The 20,348-nt window shown below is 31.0% G+C and carries 25 protein-coding genes and 1 pseudogene; 7 read left to right on the plus strand and 19 right to left on the minus strand.

Translation table 11 applies throughout. The features are described 5' to 3' along the window. Positions 1-58: 58 nt before the first annotated feature. Positions 59-541 (minus strand): annotated as a pseudogene (locus Dongsha4_RS17405) (ATP-binding protein); the annotation flags it as partial. Between the two features lie 45 nt (positions 542-586). Between Dongsha4_RS17405 and xisF the strand changes: the two are divergent. The 3 genes from xisF (at position 587) to Dongsha4_RS17420 (ending at position 3,001) form a co-directional block, all read left to right on the plus strand. Further along, the gene (gene xisF / locus Dongsha4_RS17410) at positions 587-1,990 is read left to right on the plus strand and encodes a fdxN element excision recombinase XisF (protein WP_330203549.1); all 1,404 of its coding nucleotides are present in this window, start codon (positions 587-589) and stop codon (positions 1,988-1,990) included. Between the two features lie 90 nt (positions 1,991-2,080). After that, complete coding sequence (locus Dongsha4_RS17415) at positions 2,081-2,239, plus strand: hypothetical protein (protein ID WP_320001000.1); 159 nt, start codon at positions 2,081-2,083, stop codon at positions 2,237-2,239. Between the two features lie 27 nt (positions 2,240-2,266). Continuing rightward, positions 2,267-3,001, plus strand: coding sequence for a prepilin-type N-terminal cleavage/methylation domain-containing protein (locus Dongsha4_RS17420; protein WP_330203550.1), 735 nt, complete (start codon positions 2,267-2,269; stop codon positions 2,999-3,001). A 2-nt stretch (positions 3,002-3,003) separates the two neighbouring features. On the opposite strand, the gene Dongsha4_RS17425 is transcribed toward Dongsha4_RS17420, so the two are convergent. From Dongsha4_RS17425 to Dongsha4_RS17440, 4 genes are all read right to left on the minus strand, one after another. Further along, on the minus strand, positions 3,004-3,420 hold the full coding sequence (locus Dongsha4_RS17425) for a hypothetical protein (protein ID WP_330203551.1): 417 nt from the start codon (positions 3,418-3,420) through the stop codon (positions 3,004-3,006). Further along, the gene (locus Dongsha4_RS17430) at positions 3,417-3,932 is read right to left on the minus strand and encodes a hypothetical protein (protein WP_330203552.1); all 516 of its coding nucleotides are present in this window, start codon (positions 3,930-3,932) and stop codon (positions 3,417-3,419) included. The genes Dongsha4_RS17425 and Dongsha4_RS17430 overlap by 4 nt, the downstream gene beginning before the upstream one ends. A gap of 97 nt (positions 3,933-4,029) precedes the next feature. Then, positions 4,030-4,578 carry a hypothetical protein gene (locus Dongsha4_RS17435; protein ID WP_330203553.1) on the minus strand — a complete coding sequence of 183 codons (549 nt, stop codon included), beginning with the start codon at positions 4,576-4,578 and terminating at the stop codon, positions 4,030-4,032. A 59-nt stretch (positions 4,579-4,637) separates the two neighbouring features. Further along, complete coding sequence (locus Dongsha4_RS17440) at positions 4,638-4,985, minus strand: hypothetical protein (protein ID WP_330203554.1); 348 nt, start codon at positions 4,983-4,985, stop codon at positions 4,638-4,640. Positions 4,986-5,246: 261 nt separating this feature from the next. Here Dongsha4_RS17440 and Dongsha4_RS17445 point away from each other — a divergent pair, with 261 nt between their 5' ends. Genes Dongsha4_RS17445 through Dongsha4_RS17455 form a run of 3 tightly spaced genes read left to right on the plus strand, consistent with a single transcriptional unit; the run spans position 5,247 to position 6,103 of the window. Continuing rightward, on the plus strand, positions 5,247-5,444 hold the full coding sequence (locus Dongsha4_RS17445; RefSeq protein ID WP_330203555.1) for a hypothetical protein: 198 nt from the start codon (positions 5,247-5,249) through the stop codon (positions 5,442-5,444). Then, complete coding sequence (locus tag Dongsha4_RS17450) at positions 5,422-5,826, plus strand: hypothetical protein (protein ID WP_330203556.1); 405 nt, start codon at positions 5,422-5,424, stop codon at positions 5,824-5,826. The genes Dongsha4_RS17445 and Dongsha4_RS17450 overlap by 23 nt, the downstream gene beginning before the upstream one ends. 55 nt (positions 5,827-5,881) lie before the next feature. Continuing rightward, positions 5,882-6,103: a hypothetical protein gene (locus Dongsha4_RS17455; RefSeq protein ID WP_330203557.1), complete on the plus strand. Its 222-nt coding sequence runs from the start codon at positions 5,882-5,884 to the stop codon at positions 6,101-6,103. Positions 6,104-6,121: 18 nt separating this feature from the next. Here the strand turns inward: Dongsha4_RS17455 and rbsK are convergent, their stop codons facing one another. Next, positions 6,122-7,039, minus strand: a complete 918-nt coding sequence (rbsK, locus tag Dongsha4_RS17460; protein WP_330203558.1) for a ribokinase — start codon at positions 7,037-7,039, stop codon at positions 6,122-6,124. 230 nt (positions 7,040-7,269) lie between these two features. Between rbsK and Dongsha4_RS17465 the strand changes: the two genes are divergently transcribed. Beyond that, positions 7,270-7,701, plus strand: coding sequence for a GNAT family N-acetyltransferase (locus Dongsha4_RS17465; protein ID WP_330203559.1), 432 nt, complete (start codon positions 7,270-7,272; stop codon positions 7,699-7,701). Here the strand turns inward: Dongsha4_RS17465 and Dongsha4_RS17470 are convergent. The 13 genes from Dongsha4_RS17470 to Dongsha4_RS17530 all read right to left on the minus strand — a co-directional run bounded on the left by Dongsha4_RS17470 (position 7,698) and on the right by Dongsha4_RS17530 (position 20,339). After that, positions 7,698-8,390 carry a glutathione binding-like protein gene (locus tag Dongsha4_RS17470; RefSeq protein WP_330203560.1) on the minus strand — a complete coding sequence of 231 codons (693 nt, stop codon included), beginning with the start codon at positions 8,388-8,390 and terminating at the stop codon, positions 7,698-7,700. The two genes, Dongsha4_RS17465 and Dongsha4_RS17470, sit on opposite strands and share 4 nt — an antisense overlap. A gap of 44 nt (positions 8,391-8,434) precedes the next feature. After that, positions 8,435-8,692: an HU family DNA-binding protein gene (locus Dongsha4_RS17475; RefSeq protein ID WP_330203561.1), complete on the minus strand. Its 258-nt coding sequence runs from the start codon at positions 8,690-8,692 to the stop codon at positions 8,435-8,437. Beyond that, positions 8,693-8,932, minus strand: coding sequence for a hypothetical protein (locus Dongsha4_RS17480; protein WP_330203562.1), 240 nt, complete (start codon positions 8,930-8,932; stop codon positions 8,693-8,695). It lies immediately after the preceding gene. Then, a complete protein-coding gene (locus tag Dongsha4_RS17485; protein WP_330203563.1) occupies positions 8,929-9,672 on the minus strand; it encodes a class I SAM-dependent methyltransferase in 744 nt (247 codons plus the stop codon). Before Dongsha4_RS17485 ends, Dongsha4_RS17480 begins: the two co-directional genes overlap by 4 nt. Further along, positions 9,673-9,930: an HNH endonuclease gene (locus Dongsha4_RS17490; protein ID WP_330203564.1), complete on the minus strand. Its 258-nt coding sequence runs from the start codon at positions 9,928-9,930 to the stop codon at positions 9,673-9,675. A 90-nt stretch (positions 9,931-10,020) separates the two neighbouring features. Continuing rightward, entirely contained in the window at positions 10,021-10,194 is a 174-nt protein-coding gene (locus tag Dongsha4_RS17495; RefSeq protein ID WP_330203565.1) for a hypothetical protein, read from the minus strand. A 189-nt stretch (positions 10,195-10,383) separates the two neighbouring features. After that, positions 10,384-10,581, minus strand: coding sequence for a hypothetical protein (locus tag Dongsha4_RS17500; protein WP_330203566.1), 198 nt, complete (start codon positions 10,579-10,581; stop codon positions 10,384-10,386). Positions 10,582-11,075: 494 nt separating this feature from the next. Then, the gene (locus tag Dongsha4_RS17505) at positions 11,076-11,201 is read right to left on the minus strand and encodes a molecular chaperone DnaJ (protein ID WP_330203567.1); all 126 of its coding nucleotides are present in this window, start codon (positions 11,199-11,201) and stop codon (positions 11,076-11,078) included. 53 nt (positions 11,202-11,254) lie between these two features. After that, entirely contained in the window at positions 11,255-12,535 is a 1,281-nt protein-coding gene (locus Dongsha4_RS17510) for a hypothetical protein (protein WP_330203568.1), read from the minus strand. A 157-nt stretch (positions 12,536-12,692) separates the two neighbouring features. Next, the gene (locus tag Dongsha4_RS17515) at positions 12,693-13,364 is read right to left on the minus strand and encodes a hypothetical protein (protein ID WP_330203569.1); all 672 of its coding nucleotides are present in this window, start codon (positions 13,362-13,364) and stop codon (positions 12,693-12,695) included. A 22-nt stretch (positions 13,365-13,386) separates the two neighbouring features. Next, positions 13,387-14,697, minus strand: a complete 1,311-nt coding sequence (locus Dongsha4_RS17520) for a hypothetical protein (RefSeq protein ID WP_330203570.1) — start codon at positions 14,695-14,697, stop codon at positions 13,387-13,389. Between the two features lie 99 nt (positions 14,698-14,796). Further along, the gene (locus Dongsha4_RS17525; RefSeq protein ID WP_330203571.1) at positions 14,797-16,593 is read right to left on the minus strand and encodes a GmrSD restriction endonuclease domain-containing protein; all 1,797 of its coding nucleotides are present in this window, start codon (positions 16,591-16,593) and stop codon (positions 14,797-14,799) included. Positions 16,594-16,637: 44 nt separating this feature from the next. Continuing rightward, the gene (locus tag Dongsha4_RS17530) at positions 16,638-20,339 is read right to left on the minus strand and encodes an Eco57I restriction-modification methylase domain-containing protein (RefSeq protein ID WP_330203572.1); all 3,702 of its coding nucleotides are present in this window, start codon (positions 20,337-20,339) and stop codon (positions 16,638-16,640) included. Between the last annotated feature and the right edge of the window lie 9 nt (positions 20,340-20,348).

Below are 20,348 nucleotides of genomic sequence, written 5' to 3' on the forward strand. Positions count from 1 at the left end.
GACAATAAATATATCTTAAATTTATCTTAATTGATTTTCTTCTTTCTCCTGAAACCTGCTATTGCATTCTGTCAATGGTTCGATACTGAATAGCTTCGGCAATATGAGGGGGTTTTATCTCATTTTCTCCTGCTAAATCGGCAATGGTGCGAGAGACTTTAAGAATTCTATCCATCGCCCTAGCAGATAAACCTAGTTTTCTAATGGCATTTTCCAATAGATTTCGACTTGTTTCATCGAGAGAACAGAATTCTCTTAAATGTTGCGATCGCATCTGTGCATTACAAGAAATTTTAGCATTATGAAAACGATTTTGAGCTTTTACTCTTGCTTTTGCTACTCTTTCTTTAACTATCCCTGAGTCTTCTCCTGTTTTTTGCTGGGTCATTTCTTCAGGCTTGAGACGACTCACTACAACTTGTAAGTCGATGCGATCGAGCAGAGGTCCAGATAATTTTGCCCAATATTGCTCTCTTTGACGGGTAGAACAAGAACAAGGTTGAATAGTATCACCATAATATCCACAGGGACAGGGATAAGTGTACAATAACATAATAATACATTTTGAGGATATGTAAATATTTAGATGAGAGTGGGATATTGTCGGGTCAGTACAAAAGAACAAGCAGTCAATAGTCATGCTTTAGAGCAACAAATAGAAAGAATTAAATCTCAAAGGGTAGAAAAGGTCTATTTTGATATTGACTCAGGTCGAAAGAGTAAAAGAGTACAGTATCAACAATTATTACAAGATATTCAAGAAGGACTTATCACGGAAATAATTATTACCCGCTTGGATCGATTAACTCGAAGTTTGGCGGATCAAATTAAGACTTTTACTATTCTTGAACAGTATGGTGTTCAACTTATTGCTCTTGATCAGAAGACTGATTTTTCGACCGCTTCTGGCAAACTTACTCTAAATATGCTCGGTGCGATCGCACAGAATGAATCTGACTTAAATTCAGAGAGAACTCGACACGGTTATGAATATTTCCGTAAACAACATAAAGTGCATTCTGTTCCTTTGGGTTATCGTGTAGTTGACAATAATTGTTTTATAGACGATATTCCTTTTCTCTGTAATATTCATGATAAAAAAGAATATTCTAAATTTACTATTGCTCGTTTAGTAATTGATTATTTTTTGGATGAGAAATCTTTACACGGATGTTTAACGAGATTAAATATTTATTTTGGACTTCAGAGATTAAGTACTAAACAAGATAAATATTCTTTAAGTTTTTCAAAAGCTGGTTTAGATGTATTTTTTCATAACCCTATGATACGAGGACATTTAGCCTATTTTCACCGTAATAAAACAAAAGAAACTGTGATTATTTATAATAATCATCCTCCTATCCTAACTGACTTAGAGTATCAAGAAATTTGCGATATTATTGCCCATAATCGTAAAGTTAGGGGTTTTGGTAAAATTGCTAATTATCCTCTATCTGGCTTAATTTACTGTAGTTCTTGTCAATTTTCTATGAGAGCTTTAAAGTCTTTTCGTAACCATACTAATCCTCAGTTAGGACACAATTATTATTATCAATGTTATAACTGTCGGACTGGTAATTGTAATAATAAAAAAATGATTAGAATGGATGTAGTTGAAAGTTCTCTTATTGATATTTTCAGACAAAAATACAGAGAATTAACTAAATTATCTACTACTACGACTAAAATTATTAATCCCCAAATTATTGAACTACTACAACAAATTACCACTCTCAAATCTTTACCTAAAAATCCAGCTATTGATGAAGCTATCGATAAACTGGAAGCACAAATTAAAGAACTAGAATTTAATCAGAATAATCAGGATTTAAGTGTCAAAGAAAATCAGGAATATTTAAAATCTATCTTTTCTTCCTTCGGTTTTTGGGATTCTTTACTACCAGAACAGCGTAAAGAAATTTACCATAAATTAGTATCTAAAATTATTGTTAAGGACGGGAAGATTCAAGATATTATCCTTAAGATATAGGAACAGGGAACGAGATATTTACAGTTAATCTCTGTTGATTTTCTTCTTCTGTTATAGTCGATAATAGCTATTTACTCTTAGTTTCCCACAATGTTCAGTCTTAAGTTAATTTTCAATACACTTCTCTGTGTAATACCATTCTTTAGTTTTTGTGAAGACCCTGACGAAGCATTAGTGAAACAGATAGACCAACAAGAAAGAGCATGGGAACAACAATCTGATTCAATAACTTCTGAAATGTTAGAATGATAATTAAAGAAAGTAATCATTCAAAAGATGGATAAGCGTATTATTCTTCAGCTACTAATAGGGTTAAGAAATAACTCGGAGAAGGGTCTGTCATTAATCGAATTAATTGTTGCTCTCGTTATTAGTGGTATCGTTCTAACTTTTGCGGCTAGTGGTTTTGTTAATATTTTGAGGGCAAATCAAAATGTTGAATCTAAAACTGTGCGTAGTGCCACGATAGCTAAAGCTATAGCTTATATACAAGATGAAATTAAAGAAGCAAAAGCTGTTACCGCAGTCGCTGTAGGTTCTACAGGATGTCCTAGTGCTAGTGTTGACTCCGCTCATTGTTTAAAGCTGACAATGCCCGATGATAGTACTGTACTCTATGGTTTTGATGATATTAGCACTGGAACAAATGTATATTTAAAGCCAGGTCTTCTAAAAAGACAAGAGTATGATAGTTCAGGCAATGCGGTTCTACAGACAGGACAAACAAGTGCATGGGATACGCAATACACAACTATTGTAGATGGTCTAACCAGTGTTAACGAAACTGCACCCACTACTGTTGCTTGTAATCAGGAATTGACTGCTTGGCCTAGTGGCACTACCGTCTATGGTGGAACATCAGGGGGAAAAGGAGGATTCCGTTTTTGTCTTGCAGATAATACTGCAAATAATCGTCTAGCAAGAATATTTCTCTATGGACACATTACAGGTGTAGCTGACGGAAATAATGTTATCCCCGCAAGTACAATTAGTTTTGCAAGGTCGGAGTAATTCTATCTATCATTTTCTAAATTATTACATCGTCCATCGTAGTAACCAGCCCTAGTTAAGAGTCCATTAAATCCTATACAGTATTGTTCAGGATAATTACGAGAACTAATAATTAGTAATTCATCTGCCAATAATATTTTGTTGTTGTAGCTTAATTTTAGAGGTTTATCAATAACTATGTGTTCAGGTAATGTAAAAGCATCTGCACAGTTTGAGCTAATCTCCCCTTGTTGAATATTGACCTGACAGTTTCCTTGCTCTCTTATTCCTTCTATATAATCTACTATCTCCTTAGCTAATGATTGATAATGCGATCGCTCTATTATTCTGACAATAAAGGGAGAGGCTACCAGTACGCCACCAATTAAAACAACAATTATCTGAACTGTCTGAAAGTTAATTTTCTCTATTAGTTTCATTGTAATTCTCTGATAATTTCTTGAAGATTAAAACTAGGCACTAATACCTCCCCATTTATTGTAGAACCATCAATCGCTAGTGCTTGACAGGTGAGTTTATCGATATTATTACTAATTCTTTGTTTTTGGCAATCTCCTCTAGCCTCAAAGATCAAGGGTTCTTTTCCTTTTAAGTCCATCATTATTAAAAAAACATTGTTAGGAAATTCTACAGGCAATCCATAACTAACACTATATAATTTGTCTTCATCATTCCTTAAACCATAGTGATAATTAATAATATTATCGCCAACAGTAATAGCTAAATAATTACAAGGTAGTTCCGTTATTTCATCGGTAGTCATTACAACAGTACAATCATAGGTAGTAAAATAAGTAGCTGGAAATTGTTTAATAATTGTTTGTGCAACAACATTTTCTTTATGAGGATATTTTTCTTGTGCCTTGAGTCGGTTAATTAATAAACTGCTCGATGCTATAAAGGTTATTATCGTTACTATTTTATTCATCATTATGGATAAGCGGTTTGTGTTTAATGAGAGAATAGGACATAGAAGAAGGTGTAAATATTTACAGCCCTAGTGATGAGAGAAAAAATAATAATTTCTATTAATTTTCTTCAAATAAGTCATCAAAAGTGAGGTCAAAGCTATTATTGATCATATTTAAAGGAGAAGTCTTTTCTGTGGTTTTCTTAAACGCTCCTTCTTTTCTTCTATTTTGCTTTGATAAGTCTTTGACATTAATTAAACTTCCATGCTGAAATTTTAATTCTAATAATGTTTTGTATGCTGTTCCCTTTTGATAACCCATGTGAATATACAGTTCATTTATTAATTCTTTAGCAATCCTGATTACTCCCGTAAAATCAGTAAGTAAACTAAGGTTTTCATAATAAACTCCATAATCTTGTTGTTTAGGTTCTACTCCATTAATCTCAGGATATTGTCCTGTTATTTCCCCCACTACCATTTTTTGTAATAATAATTGATTGTCTTTAATTTCGTAAGTTGAATAAAAACCACGATAACAAGCTGTGTGAAGCATTTGAGGATTCATGCCATAATCTTGGGGAGTAATTAAGTCTCCACCTTTTAGATAGACTAACTCGAATTTGTCTTCGTTATAAATGAAAGTATCAGGAATTTGTCCAGTCATAAATTATCTCCTAAGTTCTTACTTATATATCAGTGTCATTTTTCTGATTTATGCAGAATTTAGAAATATTCTTTGACAAATTTGATTAACTTTTGTTTTAACTCCGCAGAAATAAGAGGGAACTGCTCTATTTCAATCACTATCTCTAATTTTGTTTTTCCTTTATCTCTCATCTCCCTCACCACTCCCTTTGCAATATTCTCAAACCCATATTCTGCTATTCCTTCAGATATTTTAGTTAACAGTAATAATACTCCTATCCCCCCTAACATTCCCATTGGACCACCTAAAGTAGCTAAAGCAGTAGTAATCGCCGCCGCCCCTGCATAACCAGAAAAGAACATTAGGAATAAGAGAATTAACCCTGGTACACCGAGACTAGCTATTTGTGTAATTAATTTATCCATTATTTTAAGTGTAATTCGTTACAATTAACTATCAGTGTTATTCTGTCTATTTATGCAATATGGGCAAATGTTTTTTATTGTTTCTACTTCTTTAAATCATTAGAATAATGAAGTGTTAATTAAAAAGCAAATCAATAAGCCCAAAGGAATTAACAATAAAATTACTCAATATACACAAGATTAAAATTGCTTAAATAAAACTATTAGAAAAGGGTATTATTCTGTTATAATAAGGACAAAAAATAAAAATAATCTATAATAATGGAAAGAATAAATAAATCAGTAATAGCTATCACCAATTTAACAGATGAAACAGACGAAAAAATTTATTGGTTAAATACTAAACCAGACGATAGATTAAGAGCATTAGAAATGATGAGAGTAATTAATTATGGCAAAGATGCAACTACCGCTAGACTTCAAAGATTTTTTGAAATTGCTGAACTTAAAACAAGTTGAATATCTGCTGATAGGTGGTTATGCTGTTACCTATTATGGTTATCCTCGTTCGACAGGAGATATGGATATTTGGATAGCAATTAATCCAGATAATGCCGAAAAAATAGTAGAAGTATTAAAAGAATTTGGGTTTAATTTACCTGATTTATCCCCTGAACTTTTTTTGCAAGAAAATAAAATTATTAGGATGGGTGTACCACCTTTAAGACTAGAAATATTAACCACTATTTCAGGGGTAACATTTACAGATTGTTTTGCAGAAAGATTGGTTACAAAAATTGATGATATTGATGTCAATTTAATTAGCTTAAAACATCTTAAATTAAATAAACAGGCTAGTGGAAGATTTAAGGATTTAAACGACTTAGAAAACTTACCTTAGTCTTTTTCTTACACTATAATAGCTTAATAATTATTCAAAATTTGTGTGTGAGGAAATGAATTTAATATTTATAGAAGCTCGTGGTGGCTTAACTACGAGTGAGCAGTTATTGGGTGTAATTAACCAACATCCTCAAGGATTAACTATCAAACAACTCAGTCATATCATTAATCGTCCTGTTAGTATGATTAATCTCTGTTTGAAGCAATTAAGCAGTAGGAAACAGGTCAAAATACAGTTAAGGGGGATGCAAAAATTAGTTTACCCCAAGATTTAGAGAATCTCAAGGTTTAACTCATATTGCAAAGAGTGCTTGGTCAAATTCATGGCGATGAGCAAAAGCTGATTGCGCCCCTGACTTGGTAACGGATAAACTACCGTTAATCACTCCCCATTGTATTGCTATTGGTAATGAGTGACCTTCTATTAACGCTGTTGTTAGCCCCGCATTAAAAGCATCTCCTGCTCCTACTGTGTCCACCACTGTTACTGATGGTGTACTCACCCAATATTTCTGTTCTTTGGTGACACAATATACTCCTTTTTCTCCCATTGTGATAATTACTGTTTTTACTCCTCTATCTAAGAACCAATCACCTGCTTTCTGGGCTGTTTCTGAGTTATTTACCTCGTATCCTACTAATTGACTAGCTTCGATTAGATTAGGTGTAATTATCTCTAATCCTGTATAAATATCTTCTCCTAATGTTACTGCTGGTGCAGGGTCTAATATTACTGCTACATTATATTTCTTGGCAAGGGCGATCGCTTCTTTAATTATCCAAACAGGAATTTCTAATTGTAATAATAAATAACTAGCAGAGGGTAAAAGAGACTCAAGGTTAGCTAAATCCTGTTCATTAACTGCACCGTTAGCACCAGATACCACAATAATTTGATTATCTCCCGATGCTTCTATGGTAATGACTGCGACTCCTGTAGGGTGGTCATCATCAACAATAACGTGGTCATGGTTTACTTTATTATCCGTTAAGGTTTCTTTTAATTGTTTGCCGAACTCATCATTTCCTACCCTGCCTACTAACTCTGTATTTATTCCTAAACGAGAGAGGGCGATCGCCTGATTAGCACCTTTACCACCACCGCTAAGATTAAAATTATTACCTGTTAAGGTTTCACCCCTAGACGGTAAATAAGGAACAGTGACCGCTAAATCCATGTTGATACTACCAAAGACTATAACCTTTTTCATCACTATTATCTGATAACTTATATATAGAATATTAGGTTCTTCTACAGTAGTTATGATAAATTATCAGTTAAAAAAGGTTTCAGGTAGAAGGTGGCAGGTGTCAGGTGATACCAAAATTAAAATTTTATCTATTATTATTAAATAATTCTCTGTTCCCTGTTCCCTGTTCCCTACCTAAACGAATAATTTACATATTCACAGTAAGAGAGCCGAATATTATTCCTTCAATTATGCAACCAGAGATTATTATTGGTGATTATCAACAGTTAAAAAAAGAGTGTAATTTAATTCGTTATCGTGTTTTTGTTCTTGAGCAAAATGTTCCTGAAACTTTAGAATTAGATGATAGAGATTCAGTTTGTATTCATCTACTTTTAAAACTTAACAATCATTATATTGGCACAGGAAGAATTGATTTAGAACAACAAGGAAAAATAGGAAGGTTAGCGGTTTTACCATCTTTTAGAAATAAGGGTTATGGTCAAATTATTCTACATAATTTAGAGTTAGTAGCAAGAGAGAATCAATTAAATTCTGTCTGGCTTAACGCTCAAAAACAATCTCTTAATTTCTATTTAAAATCTGGTTATACCATTATCAGTGATGAATTTTTAGAAGCTAATATCCCTCATCTAAAAATGATTAAATACTTCTCTTATTAATCAATAATTGATGCTGTTTGTCCAAAGAGGATACTTCGGCTTTCTTCAGTAACGGTTGGTTGTTTAAATTGTTCTGCTATTTTGTACGCTCTCATGACCGCTTCTCTTTCTCCCATGCGTTTAAACCATGCTTCTAAATGGGGAAATTCTGTTATATCCTGTTGTTGATTAGCATAAGGTACTATCCAAGGATAACAAGCCATATCAGCAATGGAATAATCCCCTACAATATAATCTTTTCCTTCTAATTGTTTATTCAATACCCCATATAATCGATTAGTTTCTTTCACATAGCGATCTACTGCATAGGGTATTTTTTCGGGAGCGTATAAACCAAAGTGATGGTTTTGCCCTGCCATTGGTCCAAGTCCGCCTACCTGCCAGAATAACCACTCTAAAGTTTTAGTATATTGTCTAATATCAGAAGATAGAAATTGACCTGTTTTCTGTGCTAAATAGAGTAAAATTGCCCCAGACTCAAATATACTAATGGATTCCCCCTTATCAGTGGGTTCAGTGTCGATAATGGCAGGAATACGATTATTAGGAGATATTTTGAGGAAATCTGGGTTAAATTGCTCTCCTTTGGCAATATTGACAGGAATAATTTTGTAATCAAGATTAGCTTCTTCTAAAAAGATGGTTATTTTATGTCCGTTAGGGGTTGCCCAATAATATAGTTCAATCATCTGTTACTCTTTATTTCTTATAGTTTGATTATATTCCAGAAGTTTTATATATCTCCTTTATAAGTAGATGACCAACCAAATAATTTTCGTAGGCGTTGAGAAGGATTGAATTTAAACACTGTACTATCCCTTTTTCCTTGAATGTAAAATGTGCCAAAGTTTCTTAAATTAACACTTTCTTGAGCTTTTAAGCACTCATATACTTCTTCTAAGGTAGCGTTAACAATTTCCTCCACAACCTCATCTTTTTGATTAATTTTTTTGGCAATACGCTTTACTAATTCTTTCTGATTAATTGACATTTATGCTTTCAAATCAATTCCGTTTTCTTCTAAATATTGGGTGATTCCAGCTTCTAAATCAGCTAAGGCATCCTCCATAGTCTCATACTCATCTTCACCAATATAAACTGTTCCTCCTTCATCGTAAGCCATAACAAAAGAGCCAGTATTTTCATCATAACCAATTTCTATTTTTCCTTGATAGTACACAAAATCGCTAAGGTTGGGGTATTTTTCCTCAAAACTTTGATTATTACTCATGATTTCTCAAATACTAAATAATGTTGTTGAGGTAAAAATTCGGCGGTTGTGACCCATTTTAAACCTACCGCTTCCATTTCCTTCTTTACCTGTTTCTCACTCATTTTATGTACCCCTTTAATCATAATCAAGGGATTTTCTTTACGATACTCTACTAAGACAACTTTTCCTTGTGGTTTAAGGGCTTTTACTATCCCTTCCATCATTTCTCTAGGATGATTAAATTCATGGTAAGTATCCACCATCAGGGCAAAGTTAATGGATTCTGGAGGTAAATTAGGGGAGGTTTCGCTACCCAACACGGGTAAAACGGGTAAATCAGGAGATTCTTTGACAAGGAAATCAATAATATCAATCATCTCAGGTTGCACATCCACCGCATAAACCAATCCTTGAGAAACTTTTTGGGCAAGGCGAAAACTGAAATACCCCGAACCTGCCCCAATATCTGCTATGGTATCGTCAGGACTGAGATTTAATGCTTCAATGACTTTACTGGGTTGTTCTTCTGCTTCTCTACTCGGACGCTCTAACCAGAGAAATTCTTGATGCCCCATCACCTTCGCTATTTCCCTACCAAGATAATATTTGCCGATACCATCTCTGTTATGTAATGCTCGATATTCATAGTATTGATTATCTGTTGCTTGTACGGGTTCGTAAACAAGGGACGATGCGAACATTACCAGACTAAAAACAAAGATAAAGATAACAGAGATAATGATGTTTAAGTGTTTCATTTAGAGATTAAGAGATAATTGACCGATAAGAATATTACTTTTACCGCCACGATGATATTTTAAATGACAGGTATTACAAAGAGCTACTAAATTTTCTGGTCTGTTATCTTCTGGTATTCTGTTCCAGTGATGCACTTGCAGAGAGCGACCTCTACTTGATTTATTTTTGAAGTCTGTACCGCATTGACTACACTTCCAATCGGCTTTTTGTTTGACTGCTGTAGCTATTTCTCTCCAATCTTTGGTATATCTACTCATTTGATCATCCCTAAGTCTGTGTCTATTTTAGGGCTTTTTTCTTACGAATTAGTGGACAAAGCAAAAATAGTGCGATCTCAATCTCATCTTTCATTCAAATAGTTTCCCCCATAAAGGGAGAAAATCATTTATTACACTAGATGCGATCACCTTCGGTGGTGCTGTGCGATCGCAGTCTATGTTCTGATAAAGAAGGTTAAGCAAAGCCTTTACCCTTTTTCCTTGGTATCCCTGAAATATAAACCCAATAAAGTTTAACAGCAATGATCGCCCTCATGATCAAATTTATTGTCAGGAACAGGATGAATGGGTGATATAAAAGTAATTATACCAACTCTTTATAAGAACAACATTTAATTTATTTCTCTAATTTTTTTCAAGTAAGAACTTTAATTAATTAGTTGAAAAAGATAATTGGTATAAAATAAAATATCTTCTTATATCAAGAAAAAGCTATTCATCCCAACATCTTTTCTGTCCATCAATATAACGACAAACTCGCTTTTGCAAAATAATATGTTCTTTTACTTGATTGTTACTTAATGTTATTACCTGTTGGCTAATGTTTGTTTTTCCATAGGGAAAAGATTCATTTAACGGCATAGCAAAAGCAGAGACAGTTGTAGTAATATAAACAACGGTAACTGTCAATAAAAAGAGTGTGATTTTCTTTAGAAATATCATGATATTAATTTTCAACCTGAATTTGTATTAAACAATATATAACTAATATACCATTTAGTAATAATTTTAAAACAGATTTTTTATTATAAAATAATAAGATTTTTACTCATATATTTCAATATTTAATATTTGTTTATAATGCAAAATATTATTTGTAATAATAGTTAATACTTTTAATATTCTGCAATAAATATCAATTTCTATTCCAACTTTCGCATTTCTCAATATATCTGATTTTCTCAATACTAAAAGCTAAAATTCTTGTCTAACACTAAAAATATTCTGAGGAAGCATTCATCAAAGCAACTTTATCAGCAAATAATTAATCAGAACGAAGCGATGTAGTAAATGCAGAAAATAGAGGAGCGTGATGTAGAGTAAATTTTCCACCATAATTCCACGCTTTCTATCTATTATTTTTATCATCTTAGGTGCGATCGCATTTATAAATTATTTCTTCTTTAATTTTCTTCTGTACCGTTACAGAAAACACAGGTTTCTTCTCTCTGGATTTCCCCCGTACAATCCCTAATCTCTATGTATCTTTTACCGTCACAGTAATTACATTTACTGTTTTCTTTATTCATTTATCTACTTTATTGTTTGAATTATTGAGAACAGACTAATAGTAAATGATTAATTAATCAATTAATTTATAGTCAATAGAAGTAGAACCTGAATATTGATTAATATTATAGAAAGCATAGTTATTGTCTATTTCATCATTAGCAAGATCAAATAAATAACTTTGATAACTTTCTAATTGATCATCTTCTGGCAGTTTTAAATATTTATTAGAAATTGCATTTACATTAATATTGATATTTACTTTTAATGAAGGATAACTATCGAATCTTGCATCAAATTCATATTGAACTGTACAACAATAATTGAGTCTTTTGTTAGGGTCATCACTAATAGCAAAATCTTTAGCTAAAAGTAAAATGTCAAATTTTTGCTCATCAAACATACTCTCACCATTTTTATTTATTAACTTTTTTAACTCATTTTTATCATTTTTATCTAACTTTTCTATCCATGTTAATGTCTCGTCATTTGTCTGATAATATAGCATGATAAATGAATCAAAGTTATTCCATTCATAGTCAATTTTATACTCTTTACAACAATCTAAAAAATCATTAAAATCTTTGCATATGTTATCTTGTGTCATAATTAAATTATCTTCATCCTTTAAAAAATTATCTTCATCCATTTGTAATATATTTGGTATTAAATCTTCTTTTTGTTGACTTTCTAGTATTGATGGAAATAGTTTTTCTCTAATCCATTTGGGCATTACCCAATTGACGCCCCATAAAATATTATGTTTTTCACTATAGTTATTTAAGCCTAATTTTGACCAATACCTCTTTAATAATTGTTGAGCTTTTTTTATCTTAGGACGATCTTCTTCTTCAATACACCTACCAACTGGTTTAATATTATTTATATTAATAGGATGCGGATGACACGCAACTACCTGAACATTGGTGATAGATTCCAATAATATAGATTCCAATAATAAGGCTAAGGCATATAATCCGTAATCATAACCACGATATTTTGGTTTAATAACAACTTGGTCAATGTAATAAATACTGTCAGCAAAAATATCTTCTAAAAATTTTTGTCCTTCATCATAGAAAAAGTAGGCAATCAGTTCCTCTAAATCAGGATTTTTGTCATCAGCTAATTCCCATAAATCCGTTTGAAAGTATCTTAAATCAACACGGTTAGATATGATTTTCCCAATTTCTAATATACCTTCATCTTCTCTCCCATAATATTCATCATCACTGAGAGTATCAGATATGTCGAGAAAAATATTGGTTTCCATTGAGCGTATCATTAAATCATCATAGTCAGAATGTGATCCACGATTAGAAATGGTGCAACTAGATTTTAATATTAATTTCATATTTTTTAACTCATTAGTTGTAGGCTATGTATCAGAATAAAGATCAACTAATTTAACCTAATAGATTATAATTAAAGATAATAAAACCCCCTACGGCTCTGCTACGGTATCCGCAAAGAGGAGGGTTACTATCCTCTATACTCTGAGTAATGCTATTTTATAAAAATCCAAATTTTATCCTAATAAAACTGGTTATAAGTGAACCTATTGTAACCCCAATAATTGAAGTAATTAGTCCTGTTCTTATCTGATCTATATGCCTTTTAAAATAATTATCAACTTCATTATATTTTTTGGCTATAAATACGACTTTTTGCTTGTTAAAAAAAATATATAGACTGTATAGATAACTTAAATTTATTACCATAGATATAATAAAAAATATCAAAAGTAAATATTGAGTATCAGGTAAAAAATAAAATAAGAGGAAATAGATAAATAATATAATTATAGAAAAGAAAAGATTATATTGGTTATATTTCTCCATAAAAGTGACTCTTTTCTCCGTAATTTTTTTTATTTTCTCTATTATTCCTGTTAAAAGAGGATCATCTTCATGAAAAATAGAAATACCATACTTATCTATTGTTAAGTTTAAAGATTTGTCCTGAAACAATTTTTCTGGTTTTATTTCTAATCTATTAAATTTTTCTTTTTCTGTTATTGAAAGAATATCATTTATTTCATCTAATTCTAATTCATATTCATCAATAAAAATCTTACAGCATATTTGATTTTCTTTAAGAAAATTAATAATCTCAGCCAAGTCATCAAGATATAATTTAGAACCTTGTAAATAAGTTGTTATAGATGGAATATGTTTTTTCATAGAAAGTATAAATTATATTATTTTAAATGTAAGGATATTCAAAAATTTTCAGTAAACACTGCTGTAAATAATAATGGCTTATTTGAAAAACTTCAGTTAAAATTTGTTCAGATGTAATTTTATTATTTTTATTATTTTTACTAGGGGGATGAATAATAGCATTTCTAATTTCAGTAATTGCCTTTATACTATCCATCCAATTTAACTCTTTTGCTTTTTTATTTATTTCTAAATATTTATCTACTGGTTCTAATGGAATATTAAGAAATTTTAATAAAAGCCTAATTTGTCCAGAAGCTTTTAATCCATTAAAATCCTCGGAATTAACACATTGATTAGTTTTTAAGTATGTCCAAGCTAATTTTTCTAAAGCTGATTGTATTAAAATAATAGATGTATTGTATCCGTTGCTGTGCTTATAGCTTTCGACATACCATTGAATAGCATTTTGAATCGTCTCTTTCCAATTTTCATCTTCCCATTTCTTCATAAATTTAGGAAAAATAATAACCATTTCTGTTGTATCACTGGTTGTCCAACAATAACTAAGAGATTGCCATGAATCAGCTTTAATTTTAGGAGTTGACCATTCTTCTAAGATTTTATTTCCTTCTGCATCCCAACCATAAATCAATAAAGGAGATACCCAAATTCCCCTAACAAATGATAAATAATAAACAAAAGCATCAATCATTTTATTGGCTTCATCTAAATTAAATGCTTGTTCATCAGAACGTTCTAGTTTACAAATATGAGTAACTCCATAACCACCTTGTGCTTCTAGTTTTTCTTCTAGTTCACCATTTTCATCTAAAGTGGCTAATACAAAGTGCCAATTATCGTAATCAAATATAAATTGACCATCAAACATTAACCAACCTTCTCGTTGGATTTCAATTTCATTACCATTTTGATCATATTCATAATCAAAAATGTTAGAGATATTAAACCAAAAAAAATTAGTTATATGGAAAGTAACTGATGATAAATTATCTGTTATTCCCTGTCTAAAAGGTTTAGTTAAATAGCCAAACAATTCTGTTTTTTTACTACCGCAATAATGAATATATTTTGATAAATGAACACTCATCCTAGCTTGAGGAATTAGCTCAGTTAGCTTTAATTCAACGTCTTTTAAATTTATGTCTTCTTCACTTTTATAGACAAATTTAACAGTAATAGTAGGATAAGGATACCAAGAAATTTGAACCCAACTTTTACCTTCAATAATATTCTCTCTATCAATTAATTCTGTAAAACCACGATATAAAATAATTGGTTGATTCGGTAATGTTTGTCGTATTATTTTGGGTTCTGGTTTCCAAATAGTCATTTTTTTGTATCCTTTAAAATAAATTGAATATATTTACAAATAGGTATAGATTTATCATCATTATTATTAGACTCATCAGAATAAGGAAAATATAAATTTTTACTCTTTACTAAAACGTCGAAATAATTCTACATATTCGCTAACTTTAATTTCATTTACGTTTGAACCAATACGCTGATAAAATTTATCATTATATGATGTAGGTTCTTTTCCTCCTTTTAAAGAAAAAATAATAACACTTTTATTTTTATAATTAATTACCTTAATTTCTCTACCTATAGTATCTTTGGTGGTTTGGTTTATTGGTTGTAATTTAATTAACTGAATTATCCAACGATAAAAATTATCAAGATTACCTTGTAATCTCTCAGCTTCATGTGTTATTCCTGTTATCTTAAAATTTTTATATTCAACAAAATCTACATTGTATAGATCATATATTTTCTTGGCTGTTTTATCATTATCAGCTATTCCTACGCAAACATAACCAGTTGCATTCGGTGAATGATTTGCCATTGCCGTCAATGTTTTAATTATTTTGTCAAAATTATCTTGATTAAATTGTTTTCCTTCATTTAATTCAGTAAAACCTTGCTTAAAATCATATAAAGATTGTTCTGTTGTTGATTGAGTTAATAAAGTCTCAAATTCAGTCAGCCATGAATCAATTGCAGGATCAATCGTATCTTTTTGTTTAAAACAATCTTGTATTATTCCTTTTATTTTATTTATATTACGTTGTTTATTTTGAAAAGCCCAAGTTTTTCCCGTAGTAATTGTCATTTCTTTAGTGATACTGTTTAGTTCAGAAATTAATTTATCATAGTTACTAATTTCCTGATTTTTTTTAATTAATAAATCATAAAAACTTAAGAAAATTACTTGAAATTGACGTACCATAGATGTTAAATTTCTATCACAGATAAGTTCACGAAAATTTTTTTGAGAAACCACTAAAATTTGACGAATTTGATCATAAACTTTAATAAATTGTTTCTGAATTAATTCTGGTTGTTTTATAGTTAAAGAAGATTCTATTTCTTTTTGATGTTCATTATCTTCTCTAAATCCATAATAATCATCCAGCCTTGTAGAGTTACTTAATGGTATATCCTGTAATAACATATAAGCAAGAACATCAGCAATAATTTCTTCATCTTTGGATTCTCTTAACATTTCTTTGGTTAAAATTCTATTTTTTACCCAAAAAATATCATCTACATTAATCCCATATTCCAATTGTTTATTAGTAATACTAATTTGTTTCATGTTATTAAGAAGAAGAATGTCTGAAGCTGATGTATCAGTTCTAATTTCATTAGCAATTTTTCTTACTAGATCAGCAAATTTAGAAGTGGAGCCAGCAGACCTCAACTCTTGTCTAGATAAATGTTTACCATTAGAATTAATTCGTCTAAAAATTTCATCAACTTTTTCATTATCATCAAAAGAATAAACAGATAATGGCAGAACATAACTACCTATTATTTCACAGTAATGTCTATTAAGAATAGGAGTTTTTTGTGTTAATTTTTCTTGATCAAGAAGTGATTTTGATTCTACCATTGTTTCTAAATCAAAATATTTATCTTCTATATCAAATTCGCCTTCTATAAACGCCGTGACAGCATTTAATCTTTGCATTCCATCTATAATTTCAAAGACTGATATTTTATTTTTTTCTGTTTGAGCTAATAAAATTATAGGTACGGGAAAACCCTTCAATATTGAATCAATAAATGCTCTTTTTTCTTCAATAGTCCAAACTAATTTTCTTTGGTATCTTCTATTAACATAAAATAGATTATTTATATAAAAATTATATATTCTTTGTACCGTTTCACTTCTAATAGAAAGTTCTTTTTGAACAGCTGAGGATTGAATTTGTTTAATCATAATTATAATTTTTATAAAGTAAATAATTTCGTATTAATCGATGTTTAAAAAGGTGAGTGAACAATCATTATTTCCTTGATCGTTAAGGCATATAATTTTGAGATTATTTCATCAATTTTTTCTTCATATTTTTGCACATTAACTCCTTTATTCTCTAAACATTTATGCACCAAAGTTTCTATCTCTCTTTTCTGTTCTTCCGTACCTTTAGGTATTGGTATTTGTGAAATATAAGGAGTTTGCATGGCGTAAGCTCCTCCTTGTAATTTTGATGCTGTATAATGAAGAAAAAACCAAACTATTCGAGAATTTAATAACCCTAAAAGATATAAATTAGAATCATAAATAAAAAATGTTTTGTTATTAGAAATATAGTTGTTATCATCCCAAGCAAAAGCCTGATAAGTTGCAATTTCTTGATAAAGTATTTTAGGTAAATTATATTTATCCCAGTAGGTACATGAGTGTAATTCCCAAAAATATTTACCCTTATTATTTCTTCTTATTAAATTATATCTATACTGATGAAATCTCTTATAAATAGCAGGATAAGTTTGACCAAAAATCTTTTCGGCTTCTTTTTCTGGTTTATCACTCCAAGGATGTTTTTTATTTTCTGATGATTCAATTTTAATTAAATATTGTTCGGCAAAATTTATAATCCATCGTTTTACATCTCTACCTCTAATTAAGGGTTTTAATACTTCTGCTGATGAGGGATGCTCATTAATTAATTTATCTCTTGTTTCTCGATCGACAATAAAAGCCTCATTAAATCCTGTTTTAATACCATAATAAAATCTACCATTAACATATTCTCCTAAAGGTATTCCTGTACTTTTCAGTTTATCTAAGAGGTTTAATATTTGAGAAGATTCTAACCGCCAACCATCAGCCGTTAATGATTTTTGTGGTACTAAAAACTTATCTTTTTCATAGACTACTTTGAAATCATTTAATGAGTTATTTTCATCCCAATTTAAAACTTTAATATCCTGATTATCACTATTATTTTGTTTCTTAAATAAGATAATGCTAGGGTAAGTAGTTGCTTCAAACACATTAGCATCCCCAAAATCTATTAATATCTCTATTTGGCTATTTTGAGTAAGATATTGTCTTAGTTTTTGTCCATAACCTGCCCTAAAATATTTATTAGGAGTAATGTAGGTCAAATAACCATTATTTCTTAGTAATTTTAACCCTTGCTCATAGAAATAAACGTATAAATCAGCTACTCCAGTATAGCAATTATACTGTTTCTGAAGAATTGGTTTTAAGTATTTAATTGCTTCCTGACGTACATAAGGGGGATTACCAATAACAATATCAAAGCCTGTTACCCCGAACATCCACTCACTATCAAAGAAGTCAGAGCTAACATTCTGGTCATAGGGATTCCATCTAGCCAGAGTATCTGCGATCGCACCTGTCAGACCAGTTTCTTTGAGTAAAGTTGTAATCTCTGTTCTGAGTTGTTGGTCTTGTTGTTTACAGCGTTGCTTATCTTGGGGATTATTAGCAGAGAAGTAGTTATGCCTTACCTTCTTTAACTCAGCTTCTTTTTTCTCAACTTCGTTAGTTCTAAGGGTTTTTTGATTATCAACACCGATGAGGGTATTAGCAGAGACAAACTTAGTTTCGAGGTTAGGGAGAGGGAGAATACCCCTATTCTCTAAATTATCATTAACCTTCTGTTCTACTATGAGGGAGATAAAGAAGCGTAGTTTAGAGATTTGTACTGCAATAGGTTGAATGTCAACACCATAAATACAGTTCTCAATGAGAAATAGTTTACGGGGATAATCCTGTTCATTATTGTTAAATTCATCTTCTATCTGCTGTAACCTAGTCTTTAATTTTTCTATTGCTAGACTACGAGCCTCCTCATCACCAATATTCTGGGCTGTTTTAATATCTTTTTGTACAGGTGCGATCGCCCTCTCCTTTTGTTGATTACGCCATTGTTCATTATGAGGGTCAAGTTTAGAGAGGATATGAACCAGCTTTTGGAGGATACCCATAGGAAAAGCACCAGAACCACAAGCAGGGTCAAGGATTTTGAGACTATCAATAGCAGTAATTAACTTCTGGGAAATATCAGGGGTAAAAGGATTAATCTCAGAGAAAGATAGTAATTCCCTTAAACTAGACTCTAACTCATCCTCTTTACCGATAAATGGGTTATCCTCTACCTTAGTCTGTAAAGTTTGCTGTTGATTATGCTCATTCCCGAAAAGATTAGTTTGATTACTACCAAGTTCTACATAACCGCTACTATCATTTAATAATTGTTGTTTAAGGTAAGCAATGATGCTCTCATCTACCATATAGTTAACGATTTCTCTAGGAGTATAGAAAGAACCAGTTTGTTTTCTAGCGGTTGTCTCAGTCTCAGGATTATACTCAGCTAAGAGATTCTCGAATACTTTACCCAATAACTCAGGGTCAAGGGCAATCTCCTCATCTATCGGTGTATTTTCATCAATAGTAAATTTGTAATCATTGAAGATATTGATGATACCCCTTACCTTCTCTCTATTTCTTTTCTTACTACCATAAACTTTACTAAGGTCAATCGATTCCTCACCGCCGAAGAATAGTTTATTAGGAACTGTTAGGGGATTGTCCACAGCTTCAGAGAAACCATCAATAAGCATTTCTTTATCAAGACATTCAAATAAACCACCATTCAGGAAAGGGATATTAGTGGTTAACTCAAGGAATTGCTTAGTATCCTCAAAATAATCCTGATAACGGTAACTGTTGGGGCTATCATTAAACTGTCTATTATCGGGTTTTATCTCTGTGTTTAAGGTAGCAAAAAATAGATTCTGTAATATTGCTTTATAATATGTTGACTCCTTATCTTCGAGCGGTCGCACTATCTTAGTTACTGAGTTAACATTAAATAGAGTATTAGGAATAAGCCCTTTTTCCTTGAGAAACCAGACAAAGATTAGTCTAGTAATTAATCTAATAATATTAGTAGCATTATTAACCGTTTTATCTTCTATTATACTAGGGAAATTAACAGTTTTTACTGCCCAAAAATACCAATTAGCAATCTCTCTATAAAATTGTTTATTAAGAGCAGAAGTATCTAATACTTTACGCCATGCCAAATGTAAATCATCAAAATTTTCTGGTTTATTATTCTTTATTATAGTGGATAAAGCAAAATCATTTAGTATCTCTAAATGCGCTCTATGAGGGCTAACAAAATTTATATCCTTAATTAAGGTTATCTTTTGCAAAACATCTTTATCATTATCTTTCTGGTTAGGGCGACGGTCAATAATAGCTAGAGTTAAACTATTACCATGTCTAAAGGTTAACATAATAGGAATAGCAGAAAGTTTATTAATCTCTCTGGTAATACTAGATAATTGAGTACGGGAATAATAATCTTTTTTGAGGGTAATAGTAAGGAATAAATAAGAATTAATATAATCTATATTAAACTGAGGAATATCAGATATTTGTTTAATTTGCTCTTCTGTTAACTGAAAGAGATAATCTACTGATTGCCACTCATCTAATAATAATCTTTTACTGTCTATTTTATCCTGATTAATCATCATCAAGAAATCAGTGGGCGAAGCATTATCTAACTCTACATTAAGCTCTGTAGAATACCCTAATGTTTGATAAAACGGTGCGATCGCATCTACAGTATCTTTAGCAGAAAAGAGAGAGAGGGAGTCAAGAATATTGGACTTTAAATCAATGTTATTTTTAGGCATAGTTAGTAA

It is taken from the genome of Cyanobacterium sp. Dongsha4 (assembly GCF_036345015.1).
In the GTDB taxonomy this organism is placed as follows: domain Bacteria; phylum Cyanobacteriota; class Cyanobacteriia; order Cyanobacteriales; family Cyanobacteriaceae; genus PCC-10605.